Below are 18,699 nucleotides of genomic sequence, written 5' to 3' on the forward strand. Positions count from 1 at the left end.
GGCCCAGTTCCCGACAATTGGGCCATGGTAGATGGCTGCAGTGAAAAAGTCTACGCCGAAGGGCTGCCGAGACGGGTGCGCAGATGCAGGTTTTCCAGAAAAAGGGCCAGGCTTTCCGACACCATGCCGACAAAGGCCTTGAGTTCCTCGCTGATGGGAAGCGGCCTGGGGTCGGCCAGGGTGAGCACACCCCGGGTCTTTTTGGAAAAATGAATGGGCAGGCAGATGACACTTTTGCAATCGATGGTGGGCACATCGAGCCCGAAAAGCGGCAGCCGGCTGGCTTCGTCCTTCTCCCCGGTGTAGACCGGGGTCTGGTTTTTAAACACCCAGCCAACCAGCCCCTGGCCGACGGAAAATCGCGTCGGCGCCTCCCGGCCGCCGTTAAAGGGGCTTTCGTTGGCCCCTTCCAGAAAATACGATCGACCCGATTCGTCGCGCACGGTCAGGATGGCATGGCGAAAGCCGGTGGCTTCGGACAAAAGCGTCAGCAGGCCGGAGCGGAAGGCCGCCCACTTGGGAAAGGTCTTGTGCAGGGTGGCGATGCGGCGCTGGGCCTGATAAAAGCCGTGTTCGACCAGGCTTTGGGCCACTTCCCGGGACCGGGCCAGATGGTTTCCGGCCAGTTCGGCAAACTGGGACAGGATTTTGAGGTCCTTTTCCCCGAAGGTGTAGGTCTTGCGGCTGTCCAGGCAAAGCGCCCCGCCGGTTGCCGCCACGGGATAGCCCATGAAGGCCCGGATGCGCTCTTCCTCGCCGCCCCGGTAATAGCCGAGGACGCCGCGGTGCTGGTCGAAATTGCTGATGAGAAGCGGCTTGTTCTCCCGGATGATCCAGCCGACCAGCCCCTGGCCCGGAGCAATGGCGGCTTCGCGGTTGAGCGCGTCGCCGAGGCTGAAGGCCGCCGCTGCCCGGCAGACCTCGGAGTCGGCCTCGGGCAGGAAAAGCACCGCTGAATAAGCATCGAAAACATTGCCGACAATGGCCAGCAACTGTTCGTAAAAAGGGGTATCGGGCATCTGGGTCAGCATGTCCGGCCCAAGGTGGCGTCGTTTGCCAGGCTTTGCCGACCGCCGGGCACGGCCACACGGACCGGGGGCGGGACGACGCGCTCCCTGTGAAGGAGGCCTGTCGGACAGGCGTGATCCATGGTCTTCTCCCTGTATCGATGACGGCTTTGAAACTGCGGCCCATCTTACGAGGCAAGGCCTCTGCCGTCAAACCGGCCCGGCAGACGAAAAGGACCGGTGGGCGGGAAGAGCCCGGGAGGGCTTTATCATAAATTGATATTAGGCTATAGAGTGATTTTTGGCAGTGGAAGTTGCCGCCCGGCCCGCGACCCGCAACCCGCCCATGGAGCGGCCATGACGTTTGACTGGACGACCGCTTTTTCCCAGGTTCCCGAAGCCGCATTCCTCCAGGGCGAACACCGCCCCCGGGAAGGCGAGATTCTGCGCGTCCAGACCCTGCCCGATCTGCGCCGTTTCCTCGACTGGGTCCATATCAAACAGTGCCTGCTCAAGCCCTATTTCGAACACGCCAACTACCCGCTGGTGGATTTCCGCGAACTGTTGCCGTCCTTTGAGGCCGACGCTTACGAATACAAGGAACTCCCCGGGTTTTCCATGGTGGCCGTGGCCAGGCCGCTCAAGTACTTCCAGGAAATTTTCCAGTACGACATCCTGCACTGCCTGCTCGACTACACCGATGAGACCTACCGCGACCAGTGCCCTCTGGAAACCTCCATATTCGGCCAGAACATGCGCACGTTTTGCGCCCGTCTGGCCAAGTCCAGCCAGGATGCCTTCCGGCATGAGTTTTCCGAGACCGACGTCACGAGCCTGGAAAACTACGCCGCGCTTTTGCCCACCATCCTCCAAATGGACCGGGCCCATGTGCTGTCCATGGACAGCCAGAACGACTTCTACCTTTCCGGCGTCTACTGCTCGTTCCCATCCTATCTCGACACCGAACTCAAGCGGTTCGGCCTCAATATCAAGAAATTCGCCGTGGGCGACGACCGCCGCTACGAACGCCACCGGGGCTTTGTCTACCAGTTCCTGATGGAACTCTACGGCTTCCCCATCGTATCCGAGCGGCGCACCTCCTCGGCCCTTTTTGCCCGGCGGCTGTTTCGCATGGGCGAACGCTTCCTGGTGCGCGTGCTCGGCCAGACCGACCGCACCATCACCACGCTCTACTCCCATCCCGAAGCGCGCTTTTATCCGCGCGTGGAAAAAATCGCCCTGGTGGCCGTGGACAAGACCCATACCGAAGCCCTCAAGGCGCTTCGCGAAGGCGGGTACTTCGTCGATCCCGAGCGACGGGTGGTCATTACCCGGGTGGTCTACCGCCAACACAAGTTCGATCCCAACAACGTGCGCCAGGACCGGGCCTTGTCGGTGGCCTCCCAGGAAGTCATCCACCCGGTCACGGGCAAGAGTTTTTACCGGCTCAATCTGGTCAAGGACACCTACAGCCTGTTTCTGCGCTTAAACGACATCGTGCGCGGCGAATATTCCGGCCGTATCGTCTACAAGCGCAACGAGATCGTGGAAAACACCGACACCCACGAGAAAAAGCTCAAATTCCTCTACGCCTGGCTGTCCAAGCACCAGCGCCGCATCATCGGTTATTCCGACGAGTTCTACTCCAATGTCGTCAAGGTGCTCGACAACTATCTGCTCTCCGCCGACCACTACGACGACTTCAGCAACATGCGCGACATCTATCAGGAAGTCTGGAGCAAATACAGTTACATCCAGCAGGCCCGCAAGGTGAAGCTGCTCGAAGACCTGCAGGATCGCAACTACAAGGGCGAACGGCTGTCCTACCTTCGGATGCTGACGCTTTTTACCGAGATTTTAAACGACCTCAAATTCGAGATCGTCAACTACTTTGACGCCCTGGTGGAACGCGTCCTGTCCCTTGGCGACATGATTCTAAACGACAGCTATCTGCTTCGCCATTACATCCGCAAAAAGGATCTGGACCTGTCCCCCTACGGTCTGTCCGTGAAAAAAACCTACAGCCGGCTCGTGGCCCTGCTCGACGAGTTCCGGTCCATCCGCAAGGCCAAAAAGGAACAGGGCATCGTCCTGCCGCTGGTGGCGCAAAGCTGACCCGACGGCCGGGCGCATCGCCGCCGTACCACCCCTGACATCGGAAGCACCCTTCCGACTACCCGGAGCATGTGACCGTGGAAAACCCCACCCCCACTCCCCTTACCGATTGGAACCGCAGCCACGGAGCCAAGATGGTTCCCTTCGCCGGCTTCGACATGCCGGTGCAATACGCCTCCATCCTGGCCGAGCACGAGCAGACCCGGACCAAGGCCGCCATTTTCGACATCTGCCATATGGGCGAGTTCCTTTTGGCCGGCGCCGGCGCAGCCGAGGCGCTGGGCACGGCCGTGACCCACGATCTGGCCACCCTGGCCCCGGGCAAATGCCGCTACGGCTTCCTGTTAAACGAGGCCGGCGGGGTCATCGACGACCTCATCATCTATTGCCTGGGCGTGGACGAGTACATGCTGGTGGTCAACGGTTCGCGCATCGCCATTGATTTCGAGACGATCAAAAGCCGCCTGCCGGCCGGGACGGATTTCAGGGACGTCTCGCCCCAGACCGCAAAAATCGACCTGCAGGGACCGCTCGCCTTTGAGGTGTTGCGCGACCGGGTGCCGGGCGATTTTGCCGGACTCAAATATTTCAACTTCATCTGGACCGAATTCCAGGGGGCAAAGCTCATGGTCAGCCGCACCGGTTACACCGGCGAGCTTGGCTATGAACTGTTCCTGCCGGCCGGACAGGCCGTGGCCCTGTGGGAGGCCCTGGCCGCCGATCCGCGCGTGGCCCCGGCCGGCCTTGGCGCGCGCGACACCATCCGCCTGGAAATGGGCTATCCCCTCTACGGCCAGGACCTCGACGAGGAACACACCCCGGCCGAGGCCGGCTACGGCTGGCTGCTGACTTCTCCGGCCGAGTACGTCGGCAAGGGCAAGGCGGCCGGCCTTCGCCAGAAGCTGATCGGCCTGGAGATTCCCGGCCGGCGCAGCGCCCGGCATGGCGACGTGGTGCTGGACCGTTCCGGCAAGACCGTCGGCGTGGTCACCAGCGCGTCCTTCGCCCCGAGCCTGGGCCATGCCGTGGCCCTGGCCTATGTTGACGCCGCCGCAGCCGAGGCCAAGGACTTTGTGGTCAAAGCCGCCCGCACCGAGCTGCCGGCCAGCAAACGCGCCCTGCCCTTCTACAAAAACGGCACGGCCAGAAAGCCCGTGGCCGGCTAAACGCCGCGCAGCGATCAAAGGCCGGGGGGATGGCACGTCCTCCCGGCTTTTTTCCTGCTCCCGGGGCACACCCCCAACCGCCACACCAGACCAAGGACCGATCATGGGCCGACCCGACGCTTTTTTCCTCCCGCCAGAGGCCTTTGCCCCGCCCTTTGCCCTGACCGGCGGCGAGGCCAACCACTGCGCCAAGGTGCTGCGAAAGCGGCCCGGCGAGGTGGTGCGCGCCTTTGACGGACAGGGACGCGACGGGCTTTTCACCATCACGGCCCTCTCCCGCAGCCGGGTGGATCTCGAACCGATTTCCCTTGACGCCACCCCCCTGCCAGCGCGCCGCCTGCATCTGGCCGCCGGGTTTTCCCGCTCGGCCCGGCGCGATTTTTTCCTGGAAAAGGCCGTGGAACTCGGTGCCGCCGGCATCCTCTTCTGGCAGGCCGAACACTCCCAGGGCACAATGCCGGACGCCCCCAAGGAGGCCTGGACCGCCACCCTCATTGCCGCAGCCAAGCAGTGCGGCGCGGCCCGGCTGCCGACGATCTCCCTGGTTCCGGGGGGAGCTGCCGGGCTGGCGGCCACGGCCCATGACCGGGGTTTTCTGCTCTGGGAAGACCCGGCAGTCGGCCGGGCGCTGACCCCGGCCGATCTGGCCGAACCCGGCGACACGGTGTGCGTGATCGGTCCCGAAGGCGGCCTCACCGATACCGAGGCCCGCCTTTTTACCGATGCCGGCTTTGCGCCGGTGACGCTCGGAAGCCGCGTGCTGCGTTGGGAAACCGCCGCCCTGGCCGTGCTGGTCCTGGGACTGGCCGCTGACTGTTGAGGATCGGGTGTTGGCCGCACACTCTTTCTTTTTAAATTACCCCGGTCTTCGCTTCGAACCGAAATGAGGGCAATCCTTACGGGACCAAGCCCCGCACATTGAACCAGAGAGGGATTCCAAAGGGCCAGCAAACCCTTTGGCCGCTGGAGGCTTCCCCTCCCTACCCCCAAGGAACGTCGCATGGATTTGCTCGGAAACGAAAAACGCCCCCTGGCCGAGCGCATCCGGCCGGCCACGCTCGACGAGTTCGTGGGCCAGGCCCACGTTATCTCGCGCCTCAACACCATGCTGGCCGGCCCGCGGCTGCCGAGCCTGCTGCTCTTTGGCCCGCCGGGCTGCGGCAAATCCACCCTGGCGCTGATCCTGGCCCGGACCAAGGGACGGCCCTATGTGCGGGTGAGCGCCCCGGAAGCCGGGCTGGCCGCCCTGCGCGAACTCATAAAAGGCAAGGAAATCCTCATCCTTGACGAACTGCACCGATTTTCCAAGGCGCAGCAGGATTTTTTCCTGCCCATCCTGGAAACCGGCGAGATCGTGCTTTTGGCCACCACCACGGAAAACCCGTCCTTTTCCATCACCCGCCAACTCCTGTCCCGGCTCCATGTCCTGCGCCTGGGGCCGCTGACCCACCCGCAACTCATGGTCCTGGCCGAACGCGGGGCCAGGGAAGCCGGCATGGAACTGCCCCGGGAGAGCCTGGAATCCATTGCCATGCTGTCGTCCGGGGACGGGCGCACGCTTTTAAATCTGGTGGAATTCACCGCCGCCCTGCCCGAAGACAAGCGCGCCCCGGACGAATTGCGCAAACACCTGCCCGAAGCCATGGCCCGGGGCGACCGGGACGGCGATTCCCACTATGAGCTGGCCTCGGCCATGATCAAATCCATCCGGGGCAGCGACCCGGACGCGGCCCTTTACTATCTGGCCTGTATGCTGGAATCCGGCGAGGACCCGCGTTTTTGCTGCCGCCGGCTGATGATCTCGGCCTCGGAGGACATCGGCCTGGCCGATCCCATGGCCCTGCCCCTGGCCGTCTCGGCGGCCGAGGCCGTGGAACGCATCGGCATGCCCGAGGGCTTTATTCCCCTGGCCCAGACCGTCGTCTATCTGGCGCTCGCTCCCAAGAGCAACACCACTTATGCCGCCTATCTGGCCGCCAAGAAAGCAATCATGCTGTCCGGGGTCAAGCCCGTGCCGCTGCATCTGCGCAACCCCTCCACCCGGATGCAGAAGGAATGGGGCTTCGGCAAAGGGTACAAGTATCCCCACGCCTACCCCGACGCCTGGGTGGAGCAGGATTATCTGCCCGAGGAACTGGCCGGCCGCCAGTTCTACACGGCCAAGGACCAGGGGATGGAACCCCGGCTGGCCGCCAGGCTGGCCCGGTTGCGGCGACGCCAGTCCTGATCGCTGCCCGGATAGGCCTCCCGAATCGGCCCATTTCCCCACAAAGGGAACATCTGGGACACAAAAGGCCCCCTGACAGGTCAAAAGTCGCCACTGCCCGCGCTTGTCCCGATTGCCAAAAAAAATCTATTGTTTTCGCGGCGGCACGGTTCAACAACCGGCCAACGCTCCCGGAAAGGCCGACAGCGCACAAGCGCGACGCCGGCCCTTCCCCCACCCGGCCAAGGCAGCGGCCCCCGCCGCCCGGCCCCTACCAGACGGAGACGGTGGTCCATGCCCGATCCACGTTTCGAGCGCTTCTTTACCGGCAAAGCCCGGGACTTTCTCATCCGGGCCATTGATCTGGCCCTGGAAGAGGATGGCCCGGACCTGACTTCCATGGCCGTTTTCGCCCCGACCGATAGGCTCACCGCCTCCATCGTGGCCAAGGAAGAGGGCATCGTGGCGGCCGGACTGCCCATCGCCCCGCTTGTCATCGAGCGTATGGGACAGACAACCGACTGCGACATCACGTTTTTTGCCGCCGACGGCGATCGCATCCCCGACCGCATGGTGGTGGCCAGCCTGGTCGGCCCGGCCATCACCCTCCTTAAGGCCGAACGCGTCATCCTCAATTTCCTGTGCCACCTCTCGGGCATCGCCACCAAGACGGCCACGGCTGTAGCCGCCCTGGCCGGCAGCAAAACCCGGCTGCTCGACACCCGAAAAACCCTGCCGGGCCTGCGCTATCCGGAAAAATACGCGGTCCTGTGCGGCGGCGGCGTCAACCACCGCATCGATCTGGCCGAGATGCTCATGTTCAAGGACAACCACATCGACCGGGCCGGCGGCATTCCGCAAGCCATGGCCGCCTTGCGCAAAGCATACCATGGCCGTATGGAAACCATGCCGCCCGTTGAAATCGAATGCCGCACCCTGGCCGAAGTAGCCCAGGCTGTTGCCGAGTCGCCCAAGCGCCTCATGCTCGACAACATGGACCGGGAAACCATGCGCCAGGCCCTGGCCCTGGTGCCGGCGGGCATCGAAACGGAAGTCAGCGGGGGCGTGGACCTGGACGCATTGGCCGGCATAGGCGCGCTTGGCCCGGATTTCGTATCTGTGGGCCGCATCACCCATTCCGCCAAAAGCGCCGACTTCAGCCTGTTGCTCAAGGAGACGGTGGCCCCATGAATCCTTCTTTTTCGCAAAAAATCACGGCGATACGGCAAGAGCGCGGCAGCAATCTGGCCATCCTGGCCCATCACTACCAGTGCGACGACGTGGTCGGCCATGCCGACATCCTGGGCGACTCCCTGGAACTGTCGCGCAAGATTGCCGCCCTCGACGCCAGGGACATCATGTTTTGCGGCGTGTTTTTCATGGCCGAGACGGCGGCCATGTTGGCCGCACCGGGCCAGCGCATCCATATCCCGGTGCGCGAGGCCGCCTGCGTGATGTCCGAAATGGCCCCGGCCCCGCTCCTGTCCACGGTTCTGGCCCGACTGCGGGAAGCCGGCCGCGACGTGTTGCCGCTGACCTACGTCAATTCCTCGGCAGCCATAAAAGCCGTGGTCGGCGCCTGCGGCGGGGCGGTGTGCACTTCGGCCAACGCCCCTAAGATGCTGCGCTGGGCCATCGACCAGGGCCGCGGCGTCCTTTTCCTGCCGGACAAGATGCTCGGCCAAAATACCTGCAACACCCTTGGCGTTCCCGACGCCGCCCGCCATATCCTGGATATCCGGGCCGGCGGCACGCGCCTTGACCTGGAGGCCGCCGGCAAGGCCGAAGTGCTCTTCTGGCCTGGCCAGTGCGTCATCCACGCCCGGTTCAAGGCAGCCGACATCGCGGCCCTTCGGGCCAAGTCCCCGGGCGTGCGGGTGGTGGTCCATCCCGAGTGTTCACCCGAGACCGTGGCCGCAGCCGATGCTGCCGGGTCCACCTCGTTTATCATCAAGTACGTGGCCGAGGCCCCGGCCGGGGCGGATATCGTCATCGGCACGGAGATCAATCTGGTCAACCGGCTGGCCAATCAGTACCAGGGCCAAAAGACCATCCGGCCGCTGTGCCAAAGCGCCTGTTCCAATATGGCCAAGGGCACCGAGGCCAATCTGCTGGCCGCCCTGGAGGCCCTGGACACGGCCGAGCCGGTGACCGTGCCTGAAGACGTGCGCGCCCCGGCCACCGCCGCCGTGGTGCGGATGCTCGAAGTTTCCGCCTGACCGCTGCGGCCGGGCCATTTCGCTTGCGCTGCGACGCCCGGAGGCCGTGGCCGGCGACAAGGAGGGAGAAGATCATGGTCTACCGTATGCACGCCAATGCCCTGGTCATCGGTTCCGGGCTGGCCGGTCTGACCGCCGCCCTGTCCATGGCCGACGCCGGTCTTGAAGTGATCGTTCTGACCTCGGGCGAAGACCTCGATGACGGCAACAGCGCCCTGGCCCAGGGCGGCATCGTCTATCGCGGCCCGGACGACTCGCCCCAACTGCTGGAGCGCGACATCCTGACCTGCGGCTGGCGGCACAATTCCGTCCGGGCGGTCAAATATCTGGCCCGGCGCGGCCCGCAGACGGTCAAGGAAGTGCTTATCGACCGGCTGGGCCTGCCCTTTGACCACAAAGGCGACAGCGCCGACTACCACCTCGGCAAGGAAGGCGGCCACAGCGTGGCCCGCATCCTCCATATGGCCGACCGCACCGGCCGGGCCATCATGGAAGGGCTCATGGCCGCGGTCAAAGCCAATCCCAATATCAAAATACTCACCCGCCGCACGGCCGTCGATCTACTGACCTCCAACCACCATGCCACGCTCCTGGAATTCAAATACCAGTTGCTGGGCCAATGCCTGGGGGCCTACGTCTTAAACGAAGTGTCGGGACAGGTGGAAACCATCCTGGCCGATTTCACCGTGCTGGCCACGGGCGGTTGCGGCCGGCTGTTCCTGCACACCTCCAACACCCGCTCCTCCATTGGTTCGGCCCTGGCCATGGCCTCACGCGCCTTTGCCAAGGTCATGAACGTGGAATACGTCCAGTTCCACCCGACCACGCTGTTTCACCGGGCCGAGCGCCGTTTGCTGGTCACCGAGGCCCTTCGCGGCGAAGGGGCGCGGCTGGTCAACGCCACCGGCGAACCCTTCATGCAGCGCTACGATCCCCGGGCCGATTTGGCCCCGCGCGACATCGTCACCCGGGCCATCCTGGCCGAGATGCTCAAGACCGACCAGGACTGCGTCTATCTCGACGTTGCCAACTACGTCAAAGACCTGGAGAAACACTTTCCGACCGTCTACACCGGCTGCCTGCAGCTTGGCATCGACGTCACCAAGCAGCCCATTCCGGTCGTGCCGGCCGCCCACTATTTCTGCGGCGGCGTGTTGACCGACAATACCGGCCGCACCACCCTCGAACGCCTCTACGCCGCCGGCGAATGCGCCTGCACCGGCCTTCACGGGGCCAACCGTCTGGCCAGCACCTCGCTGCTCGAATGTCTGGTCTGGGGCTGGAGCGCCGGCCAGGACATCGGCAAGCGGGCCGGGTCCAAGGCGGCCATCGGCCGACGGCTCCTCGACAGTATCCCGGACTGGGTCAGCCCCGGATCGAACCGCAACGAGGACCCGGCCCTAATAGCCCAGGACTGGGCCACCATCCGCAATACCATGTGGAACTACGTGGGCATCAACCGGTCGAGTTCGCGGCTCAAGCGGGCTTTTGAGGACCTGCGCGAACTCAACAAGCACATCCACGACTTCTACCGCGAAACGCCTCTCAGCAAGGCCATTGTGGATCTCTTCCATGGCTGTCAGGCTGCCTACACCATTACCATCGGGGCCATGCAAAACCGGCGGTCGCTTGGCTGCCACTATCGGGTGGACTAGCGTCGTGTTTGCCTCTCTCCAGGATGCCTGCCCCAAAAGCCGCAGACTCGACCTCTTCTTTCTATGCTCAAAAAGAAGACCTGTTTTTTTGAAAATACAAGCGAGCCGCCGGTAAGGCCACAAAAAAACAAAGGGCCGCTTTCGCGGCCCTTTGTCAGAGGATACAGCAGCTGGTCAGCTGCCGCCGCCCTGTTGCTGCTGGCACACGGAATAGCCGATATTGCAGTTGTTGACGCAGTTGCCAACGCCGGCACACATCATGACGCAGCGCTGGTAGCTCTGGACGCAGGAATTGTTGCCGCCCTGCTGGCCCTGGGGCATTCCGCCCTGCTGCTGTTGCGGCTGGCCGCCCTGCTGCTGGCCCTGACGCTGCCCACCTTGTTGCTGGCCGCCCTGCTGCTGGCCGCCTTGCGGGAACTGGGCCACCTGCCAGCTCTCGCCGGCAGCCTCGGCCGACGAACCCACCCACAAGGAGCAGGTCAGCAACGAACCAAACGCGAGGGCGCAAATCCATAATTTTCCGTAACGCATAGGAGACCTCCTCCTGGAACTGTTTTTCCCACCTTCACACCAAAGCACGCACAAGCGCCCCAGTCAAGAAGGTTCTTCCGGACCGGGACGCACCGTTTCCCCTGGAGAGCTCCGCTGCCTGCCCTCTTGGGATGCAGCCTGAACGGGAGAATCAGTCGAGAGGGGTTTTGGCCGAGGGGTCGAGCTTTTTCACCTGTAGGAAATCCTCCCGGGCCTTGTCCGCCTCGCCCAGGGCCTCGTAGACCTTGCCGCGATTGAGAAACAGGTCGGGGTCGTCGGGGGCCGCTTCGATGGCCATGGAATAGTTGGCCATGGAGCTTTGCAGGTTGCCTTTTTTAAACCAGGCGGCTCCGCGATTGTTAAGCACCCGGGCGTCTTTCACATCGATCTCAAGCGCCTTGGAATAGTCGCCGATGGCCAGGTCGTAATGGCGCAGGGCGAAATAGGCATTGCCCCGGTTGAACAGGGCCGCGACATAGCCGGTGTCTTTTTCCAGGGCCTTGGAATAGTCCTCGATGGCTGCGTTGTAGTCGCCAAGCGCGGCCTTGGCATAGCCCCGGGCAGCCAGAAACAGGTGGGCCTGTTCGCCGGGCAGCTCGTTGGAATCCATGGCCTCGGTCAACTGGGTCACGGCATTCTGGTAATCCTGGGCAGACAGGGCCGTCAGAGCGGCCTTGGCCTGATCGAGGCCGCCAGCGGCCGCGTGGCCGGGACCGGCAATGCCGCACAGGGTCGCCAGGACGGCAAGCCCCCCCACAGTCCGGGCCAGACAGCGAAACATCCTCAAGACGCGCCCCCCTCAGGGTCCAGATCAAAGGCCGGCACCTGCAATTCCTTGTCGATGCGATCGGCGTCCTGGGAGGAATAGCGCACCATGTTGCGCAAATGGAAAAAGGCGCTCTCGTCCATGCTGTCAAAATCAATGGCCACGCCTTCGTCGCTGGAACGGACAATGGTGGCCTTAAGGCGCACCTTGATGTCCTTGGCCAACCCGAACACCAGGGTGCAGTCCCGGCCGGCGGCCAACCGCGGCTCGGGGCAGAAAAACGCCCCCTTGAGACTGATATTCTGGGTGCTGACCGGTATCTTTTCACCGTCGATGTACACATAGGCGTCGAACTGGGCGCATACCCGGCTGCGACGACGTTTTTCCGCTCCCATGCCAATTCCTCGCTTCACCAGACCGCGTCTTGCGTCCGGCATCTTCCTCGATACCTGCCCAAACAGTCTGCGTATAGCCGCTTCCCGGACATTTATAAAGCGGCAAAAAGTCCGTCAGGCTACAGGGGCGGAAACGGACATGGGCACCAGCGGACCGCACACCCCGACCCGGCCGTCGGGGAGTCGGACAAATTCCCGCATCTCGCCGTCCTGGGACACCACCACGGCCACCGCGCCCGGCAACCGGGCGCAGAATCGGGCTGCCGAGCGATGGCGCGTGCCGAAAGCGGCCATGTCCACCACGCCCGTGACCGTCGGTTCGGAGGCCTCGGGCGAGAGCGCCACGCATACCGGCAGGGCGTCCTCGTCGCGGGCCAGCAGTTCCACCCGAAATCCGAGCACGGATAGGGCCGCATCCAGGATGACCGCACCGTCCACGCAGGAGGCATGGGCCGTCACCCGGGTGGCCGTATCCCACTGTTCCAGGTGCACGGCCTGATTGCCCCCGGCCGCGGCCAGATTCTGGGCCACCCGGCCGAGGTTGGGCCAGGCAACCCCCACTCCCGGGGAGAGCAGCCCGTCCGTTCCGCAGGCCCCATGGGGACCGGGCGGCAAAAAGACGAACATGCCGCCATGCCCGGCAGCCACGGCCAGGGAAAAGACCCGGGCCAGGGTGGCCTTGACCAGGCTCGGCAGCGCCCCGGCATCGTCCTCGCCGTGGGACAGGATCGTGGCCGCCTGGCGGCAAAGGGGCAAAAAGACCGGTGAAAAGGCGTTGTCGTGGCAGGTTTTGAGCTGGCCTTCCCGCAGTTCCAGATAGACCGCCGGACCGTCCCTGGACAACAGCACCGCCCGCAGCCGGGCCGGGGCGGAAACATGCAGGGAAAGGCCCGGAAACAGGGTGCCGCCATGGTAGTCGATACGGCCGCGCAGCGCGCCAAAGCCGGAATATTCCACCCGGGCCACGCCCTCGGTGCGCAGCCCATCCGGCCCTTCCTTGACCACAAAGGCGTAGGGGCCGGGAGGGATGCCGGGGCTTAAGCGGTGCAGGGTACTCAGGCAATACGGCTGGGGCGGGGAAAACCGCAGGTCGAGCACCGGTTCCGGGCCGCCGGCCAGGGGGGAAAAAAGCTGAAACGACGGGTAGCGCCCCTCCTCCCGCTTGAGGCTGGCCCGATAGGCGGTCTCGACCAGCACGGCCAGACCCGACTCGGAAAGCATGGTGGGATTGGGCGAAAGTCGGGCCGCCAGATCATGGGGACCGGCGTGCCCCGGCTCTTGCGGGGGGACTGTGGATGCCTGCATTTGGGCCTTGTAGGGCCGCTGCCGGCAGCTGTCAAACCCGGCCGGGGCAGCGTCCTGACAATCGTCGCCCAAATGTCGCCAACCGGATATGGTGGGGCCGGGGACGTGGGGCATGTTCCCGGCACCATACCCACCTGCCCTGAAAGGAGTCTGCCATGCCCGCCACACTGTCATACTTCGCTGCCGCCGTCCTGGCCCTGGCCGTCCTTGGCGGCTTGGCCGGAGAGGCCCTGGCCCAGGCCCGGCCCGCCGCCCCCCTCGTCATCGGCCACCGGGGAGCCTGCGGCCATCGGCCCGAACACACCCTGGCCTCCTATGAACTGGCCATCGACCTGGGCGCTGATTTTATCGAGCCGGATCTGGTCGCCACCAAGGACGGCGCCCTTGTCGCCCGCCACGAAAACGACATTTCCGGCACCACCGACGTGGCCGCCAAATTCCCGGAGCGCAAGGCCAAAAAGACCATTGACGGCACGGAAATCGAGGGCTTTTTCACCGAAGACTTCACCCTGGCCGAGATCAAGACCCTGCGGGCCAAGGAACGGCTTGATTTCCGCGATCACAGCTATGACGGCCAATTCGCCATCCCCACCTTCGAAGAAATCATCGCCCTGGTCAAACGCAAGGAGACCGAGACCGGCCGTATCGTCGGCATCTATCCCGAGACCAAGCACCCCACCTACTTTCGCGGCATCGGCCTGCCCCTGGAAGGCCGGCTGGTGGAAATCCTCAACGCAAACGGCTACGACAAGGCCGACTCGCCGGTGTTCATCCAGTCCTTCGAAATCCAGAATCTCAAGGACCTGCGCCAGATGACCAAGGTCCGTCTGGTCTTTCTCTACGACGAACCAGACATGCGGCCCTATGATTTCATCGTGTCCGGCGACAAACGGACCTTCGCCGACCTGCTCGCACCCGAGGCTCTGGCCGAAATCGCCGGCTTCGCCCAGGGCATCGGTCCCTGGAAGCGGCTTATCATCAAGGAAAACCCGGACAAGAGCCTTAATGCCCCCAATACGGTTGTGGCCGACGCCCATGCCGCCGGACTGACCGTCCACCCCTACACCTTCCGCAATGACCCCCGGTATCTGGCCCCGGACTATGCCGGCGATCCCATCCAGGAATACGTGCAGTTTTTCAAACTCGGCGTGGACGGAGTCTTCTCCGATTTCCCGGATACTGCCGTGGCTGCCCGCGAAGTGTTCTTAAGCGGCAACAAGTAACTCGCCGACAGCCGTGAACAAAGATAGCCTCCGGCGGCCAAAGGGACTGAGTCCCTTTGGAATCCCCTCCTGGGGGGAGTTGGCTTTGACTGGGGGCGTTGCCGAGCCGGTGAGTGGCCGTTGCGCAGGAAAAGAGGCGAGGGGATCGTGGCCGTTGGTGCTTGGGCTTGACGGGAACCACCGTTGCTGCGGCTCCCCGGGTGGCCGGGCCAATCAGCGGACGTCGCCAGCCTCGGCAGGGCCGGGGGAACCCTCGCCCGGCCCGTTGCCGGCCTCCCGGGGCAGGGCCGCAGCCACGGCGGCCGCAGTCGGCCCATGGCGTACCATCAGCCGGGCCGCACCGCCCAGGCGGCCTTCCAAAACCATCTCGACCGCACCGGCCTGCCACAGGCAGGTCTTTTGCCCGGCACTCTCCCGGCAATGCGGCGGCCCGAAGTCCCTGGTCAGCCGTGCATCCAACCCCGAAGCACCGGCCCCATCCTCCACAGCGGCATTCAGGGAGAAAAACCGGCCCTGGTAAAAGGCCAGGACCGGTTCGGCCAGGACCACGTCCCAAAGGGTCTCCCGCCGGCCTGGAGCGATGAAATAGGTCAGCGTTTCGGACACGGCGTCCGGCAACGGCACGGCTTGGCGCACCAGATCGGCCGAGGGGCCGTCGCCAAAGGCCAGCCCGAAATACCGGCCCGGCAGCTCGGCCGGCCCGGAGCAGGCGGCCAGCACCAGCAGGCCGGCAGCCAGCACCAGGATGAGACGGGCCAGAGGCCGTCCCGACCGGGGCAGCGCGTCGGGGCGCACAGGGGCAAATGGGACCGGGGCCGGTCCGAGGCGGATGTTTGCACCGGGCGAACCAAGGCAGCCGGGCCGGACAGGCGGACCGGCCGGGCCAGACGAGCAATGCGGCCCAAGTGGGCCGGCCGGGCCGGGCAGGGCAAACGAACCGAGCGCACCGGGCGGGCCAGAGGGATTGGACAGACGGTGTGAACCGGACAGGCCGGGCTGGCCGGCAGGATTTTCAGGGGGGCGGGGGGCTGCCATGGGCGCTCTCCAAGGGACCGGGGCGCGTTGCCGGCAGAACAGTCCGCCAGCACGCCGCTGCGTTGTCGCCGGGAGAGTCTCGCAGAAACAAGAAACAAACAACAGTATCCTTCTCAAAAATGTCACTGATTTTACGTTCGATACGGTCAACAGAAAACAATACAATACAAACACGCAATATGATTTATCCACTCACTATTCACAAAATGCAGAAGGCGTCAGGCCGTTTACACCGCAAAAAGCATGCGTCGAGACAGGCTTGACCCATTCTATAAAAATGCTACCCTGACCAAATAAACAATGTAGCGGCAGTGTTTTTCATACTTCCGTTTCGCTACATGAATTTTTTTCATTTCCTGTTTACCACCACGCCCGCCGCAGGTTGTAAAAGCCGCCTAAGCCTGTCCCGAAGCTGCCGGCAGACTTGGCCGGATTACACGCACCGGCCGGCCACACCGCAAGCCCAACCGTCAACGCCAACGACCCGGAAGGACCGTTCATGCCCTATCCGCCGCTGCGAAACCCAGGCCGTCCGCTTTTTTTCAAACCCAGACGCCGTCCCTGGCGGGCCGCCCTGGTCCTGCTCGTGCTGGCCGCCGCAGCCGCGGCCGTCCTGACCCTGCTCCCGCGCGTCCCTTCCCAGGCCGTCCTTGTGGGGCCGCCAGACCCCCTGGCCCTGGCTCCGACCCTGCCGGCCGAACAATTCACTCCGGCCAACCTGTTTGCCCGCATGGCCGACACTTCCACCCAGAGGCCGCACAACGGACAGGACACGAACAGCCCGTTGCCACCGGGCGAAACCGTCTCCGGCCAGATCCTCCCCGGCCAGACCCTGGCCGCCATCCTCGGCGAGCATCTCACCGCCGACAAACTGGCCACCCTGGAGGACCCCGAGGATTTTTCCTTTTCCGAACTGCGCTCGGGCCAGTCCTACCGGCTCACCCTGCGCGACCGGGAACTCGTCTCTTTTGAATACGACATCAGCCCCAGCGAACTGCTGGTCATCGACGAGACCGACGGCGAACTGGCCGCCCGGGTGGAGACCCGCCAGTGCGAGGTGCGCCCGAAGCTTTTGCGGGCCACGATCCGCTCCTCGCTCTCCGAGGCCGTGGCCGAGGCCGGCGGCGATCTGGCAACGGCCCTGGCCCTGGCCGACATCTTTGCCTCGGACCTCGATTGCAGCCGGGATCTCCAGCCCGGGGACACGTTTGAAGCCGTGGTGGAAGAGCGGTATGTGGAAAACCAGCTGGCCGGCCTCGGCCGGGTGCTGGCCGCCCGCTACGTGGGCGACGGGCGCACTCTGGAGGGCTTTGGCCTCCTTGGCGACACGGGAAAGCTCGACTATTACGATGCCGGGGGCCAGCCCCTTCGCAAGGCGTTTTTGCGGGCGCCGCTGTCGTTTCTGCGCGTCACCTCAGGCTTCACCGGCTCCCGGCTGCACCCCATCCTCAAGGTGCGAAAAGCGCACTACGGCGTGGACTACGCCGCTCCGACCGGCACTCCGGTCTGGACCGTTGGCGACGGCGAGGTCATTGAACGCGGCCGCAATCACGCCGCCGGCAACTACGTCACCGTGCGCCACGGCAAGACCTACGTCACCCGCTACAACCATTTAAGCCGCTTCGCCAAAGGCCTCGCCCCCGGGACCAGGGTGGTCCAGGGACAGGTCATCGGCTATGTCGGCGCAACCGGCTACGCCACAGGACCGCATCTGGATTTTCGGATGTATGCCAATGGCCGGCCGGTCAACACCCTGGCCGACAACGAGGCCATGGCCGAGGCCCTGCCGCCCGCCCGGTTGGCGGAGTTGCGTGAGGATATCCTGATCCTGGCCGCCGTTCTTGACGGGCACAAGCCGCCGACCGCCCTGGCCGACAACCTGCCCCCGGCCGCCCCGGCCAGGAATCAATAGCGCAGACGTTCGAGGATGAGATTGCTGACCAGAAAGCCGTTCTTGGTCAGCCGCAGATGGCCGGCGCTGATGCGGATCAGCTCGTTTTGGCGCAGGGCTGTGATGAGCCCCTCGTTGTCCTTGAGAAAATCAAGCCCGGTCAACCGCCGGTACAGCGAAAGGCGCAGGCCCTTGGCCGTTCGCAGCGAGAGCATGACAAATTCGCGCACCCGTTCCTCGCGGGTCAGGGCCACGCCCCCGGCTCCGCACCGCCCGGCCCTGGCCAGGGCAGCCCACTCCCGCACGTCGCGGGGATTTTCATGGCGCACGCCGCCGATTGTCGACACCGCCCCCGGCCCAAGCCCAAGATAGTCCCGGCCTTCCCAATAGCCGCTGTTGTGGCGGCTTTGAAAGCCCATGCGGGCGTAGCTCGAAATCTCGTATTGCAGGTAGCCCTGCTCCTCCAGATACTCGGCCCCATGCACGTACATGCGGCCCTGCTCGATTTCCGGGGGAAGGGCGAGTTCCCCGGCCTCGGCCAGGGCGGCCAGCGGCGTGTCCGGCTCGATGGTCAGGCCGTAGCAGGACAGGTGTTCCGGACGCAGGCGCACCGCTGTCTTGAGGTTTTCAAGCCAGGTGGCTTCGCGCTGCCCGGGCAGGCCCCAGATGAAATCCAGGCTGATATTGGCAAAGCCCGCCTGCCGGGCTGCGCCAAACGCGGCCATGGCGGCCTTGGCGTTGTGCGGACGGCCGAGAAACTGCAGGTCGGGGTCGGCAAAGCTCTGCACGCCAAGGCTCAGGCGGTTGACCCCGTAGCCGATCAGGGCGCGCAGATAGCCCAGGTCCAGGGCGGAATCGGGATTGACCTCAAAGGTCCACTCCACGGCCGGGTGCAGGTCGAAATGCTTGACGAGCTCCGGGATGATGCGGCTCAAGGCCCAGGCTGGCAGCAGGCTCGGGGTGCCGCCGCCGAAATAGACCGTCTCGACCTTGGGCCGGCCGAGTTTCTTGCCGAAAGCCCGGATCTCCAGGGGCAGGGCCGTGGCATAGACCTCCATCTCGGCCATGTCGAGGGGCCTGGAGACGAAAGCGCAGTACCGGCATTTGCTCCGGCAAAAGGGCACGTGGATATAAAGCAGCATGGGGTGGTCGCGCGGTTACACGGTTGCCGGCCGGCTGGCCGAC

At 64.4% G+C, this 18,699-nt stretch carries 16 protein-coding genes; 9 read left to right on the forward strand and 7 right to left on the reverse strand.

The genetic code is table 11. The features are described from left to right. Positions 1–50 precede the first annotated feature (50 nt). A complete protein-coding gene (locus DVDV_RS04385; protein ID WP_075353535.1) occupies positions 51–1,019 on the reverse strand; it encodes a GAF domain-containing protein in 969 nt (322 codons plus the stop codon). Positions 1,020–1,364: 345 nt separating this feature from the next. Here DVDV_RS04385 and DVDV_RS04390 point away from each other — a divergent pair, with 345 nt between their 5' ends. From DVDV_RS04390 to nadB, 7 genes are all read left to right on the forward strand, one after another. Further along, positions 1,365–3,122, forward strand: a complete 1,758-nt coding sequence (locus DVDV_RS04390) for a hypothetical protein (RefSeq protein WP_075353492.1) — start codon at positions 1,365–1,367, stop codon at positions 3,120–3,122. 77 nt (positions 3,123–3,199) lie between these two features. Beyond that, entirely contained in the window at positions 3,200–4,288 is a 1,089-nt protein-coding gene (gcvT, locus tag DVDV_RS04395) for a glycine cleavage system aminomethyltransferase GcvT (RefSeq protein WP_075353536.1), read from the forward strand. Positions 4,289–4,391: 103 nt separating this feature from the next. Then, on the forward strand, positions 4,392–5,108 hold the full coding sequence (locus tag DVDV_RS04400) for a 16S rRNA (uracil(1498)-N(3))-methyltransferase (RefSeq protein WP_075353493.1): 717 nt from the start codon (positions 4,392–4,394) through the stop codon (positions 5,106–5,108). A gap of 180 nt (positions 5,109–5,288) precedes the next feature. Continuing rightward, entirely contained in the window at positions 5,289–6,515 is a 1,227-nt protein-coding gene (locus tag DVDV_RS04405; protein WP_075353494.1) for a replication-associated recombination protein A, read from the forward strand. 273 nt (positions 6,516–6,788) lie between these two features. Beyond that, a complete protein-coding gene (gene nadC / locus DVDV_RS04410; protein ID WP_075353495.1) occupies positions 6,789–7,685 on the forward strand; it encodes a carboxylating nicotinate-nucleotide diphosphorylase in 897 nt (298 codons plus the stop codon). Beyond that, positions 7,682–8,713, forward strand: a complete 1,032-nt coding sequence (gene nadA / locus DVDV_RS04415; RefSeq protein ID WP_075353496.1) for a quinolinate synthase NadA — start codon at positions 7,682–7,684, stop codon at positions 8,711–8,713. The genes nadC and nadA overlap by 4 nt, the downstream gene beginning before the upstream one ends. A 74-nt stretch (positions 8,714–8,787) precedes the next feature. Continuing rightward, positions 8,788–10,368, forward strand: coding sequence for an L-aspartate oxidase (gene nadB / locus DVDV_RS04420; RefSeq protein ID WP_075353497.1), 1,581 nt, complete (start codon positions 8,788–8,790; stop codon positions 10,366–10,368). Between the two features lie 174 nt (positions 10,369–10,542). Here the strand turns inward: nadB and DVDV_RS04425 are convergent, their stop codons facing one another. From DVDV_RS04425 to DVDV_RS04440, 4 genes are all read right to left on the reverse strand, one after another. Continuing rightward, complete coding sequence (locus DVDV_RS04425) at positions 10,543–10,899, reverse strand: hypothetical protein (RefSeq protein ID WP_075353498.1); 357 nt, start codon at positions 10,897–10,899, stop codon at positions 10,543–10,545. A 151-nt stretch (positions 10,900–11,050) separates the two neighbouring features. Then, complete coding sequence (locus tag DVDV_RS04430) at positions 11,051–11,680, reverse strand: tetratricopeptide repeat protein (protein WP_075353499.1); 630 nt, start codon at positions 11,678–11,680, stop codon at positions 11,051–11,053. Between the two features lie 2 nt (positions 11,681–11,682). Continuing rightward, positions 11,683–12,060: a PilZ domain-containing protein gene (locus DVDV_RS04435; RefSeq protein ID WP_075353500.1), complete on the reverse strand. Its 378-nt coding sequence runs from the start codon at positions 12,058–12,060 to the stop codon at positions 11,683–11,685. Positions 12,061–12,174: 114 nt separating this feature from the next. Further along, complete coding sequence (locus DVDV_RS04440) at positions 12,175–13,365, reverse strand: putative sensor domain DACNV-containing protein (RefSeq protein WP_075353537.1); 1,191 nt, start codon at positions 13,363–13,365, stop codon at positions 12,175–12,177. Between the two features lie 155 nt (positions 13,366–13,520). Between DVDV_RS04440 and DVDV_RS04445 the strand changes: the two genes are divergently transcribed. Beyond that, on the forward strand, positions 13,521–14,588 hold the full coding sequence (locus tag DVDV_RS04445; protein WP_075353501.1) for a glycerophosphodiester phosphodiesterase: 1,068 nt from the start codon (positions 13,521–13,523) through the stop codon (positions 14,586–14,588). A 213-nt stretch (positions 14,589–14,801) separates the two neighbouring features. On the opposite strand, the gene DVDV_RS21810 is transcribed toward DVDV_RS04445, so the two are convergent. After that, positions 14,802–15,383 (reverse strand): hypothetical protein, encoded by a 582-nt coding sequence (locus tag DVDV_RS21810; RefSeq protein ID WP_139311526.1) that lies wholly within the window; start codon positions 15,381–15,383, stop codon positions 14,802–14,804. 739 nt (positions 15,384–16,122) lie between these two features. On the opposite strand from DVDV_RS21810, the gene DVDV_RS04455 reads away from it, so the two are divergent. Then, complete coding sequence (locus tag DVDV_RS04455) at positions 16,123–17,535, forward strand: peptidoglycan DD-metalloendopeptidase family protein (protein ID WP_075353502.1); 1,413 nt, start codon at positions 16,123–16,125, stop codon at positions 17,533–17,535. On the opposite strand, the gene hemW is transcribed toward DVDV_RS04455, so the two are convergent. Next, complete coding sequence (hemW, locus tag DVDV_RS04460) at positions 17,529–18,656, reverse strand: radical SAM family heme chaperone HemW (protein WP_075353503.1); 1,128 nt, start codon at positions 18,654–18,656, stop codon at positions 17,529–17,531. The two genes, DVDV_RS04455 and hemW, sit on opposite strands and share 7 nt — an antisense overlap. Positions 18,657–18,699: the final 43 nt, after the last annotated feature.

The sequence above is a fragment of the Desulfovibrio sp. DV genome, assembly GCF_001936595.1.
In the GTDB taxonomy this organism is placed as follows: domain Bacteria; phylum Desulfobacterota; class Desulfovibrionia; order Desulfovibrionales; family Desulfovibrionaceae; genus Solidesulfovibrio.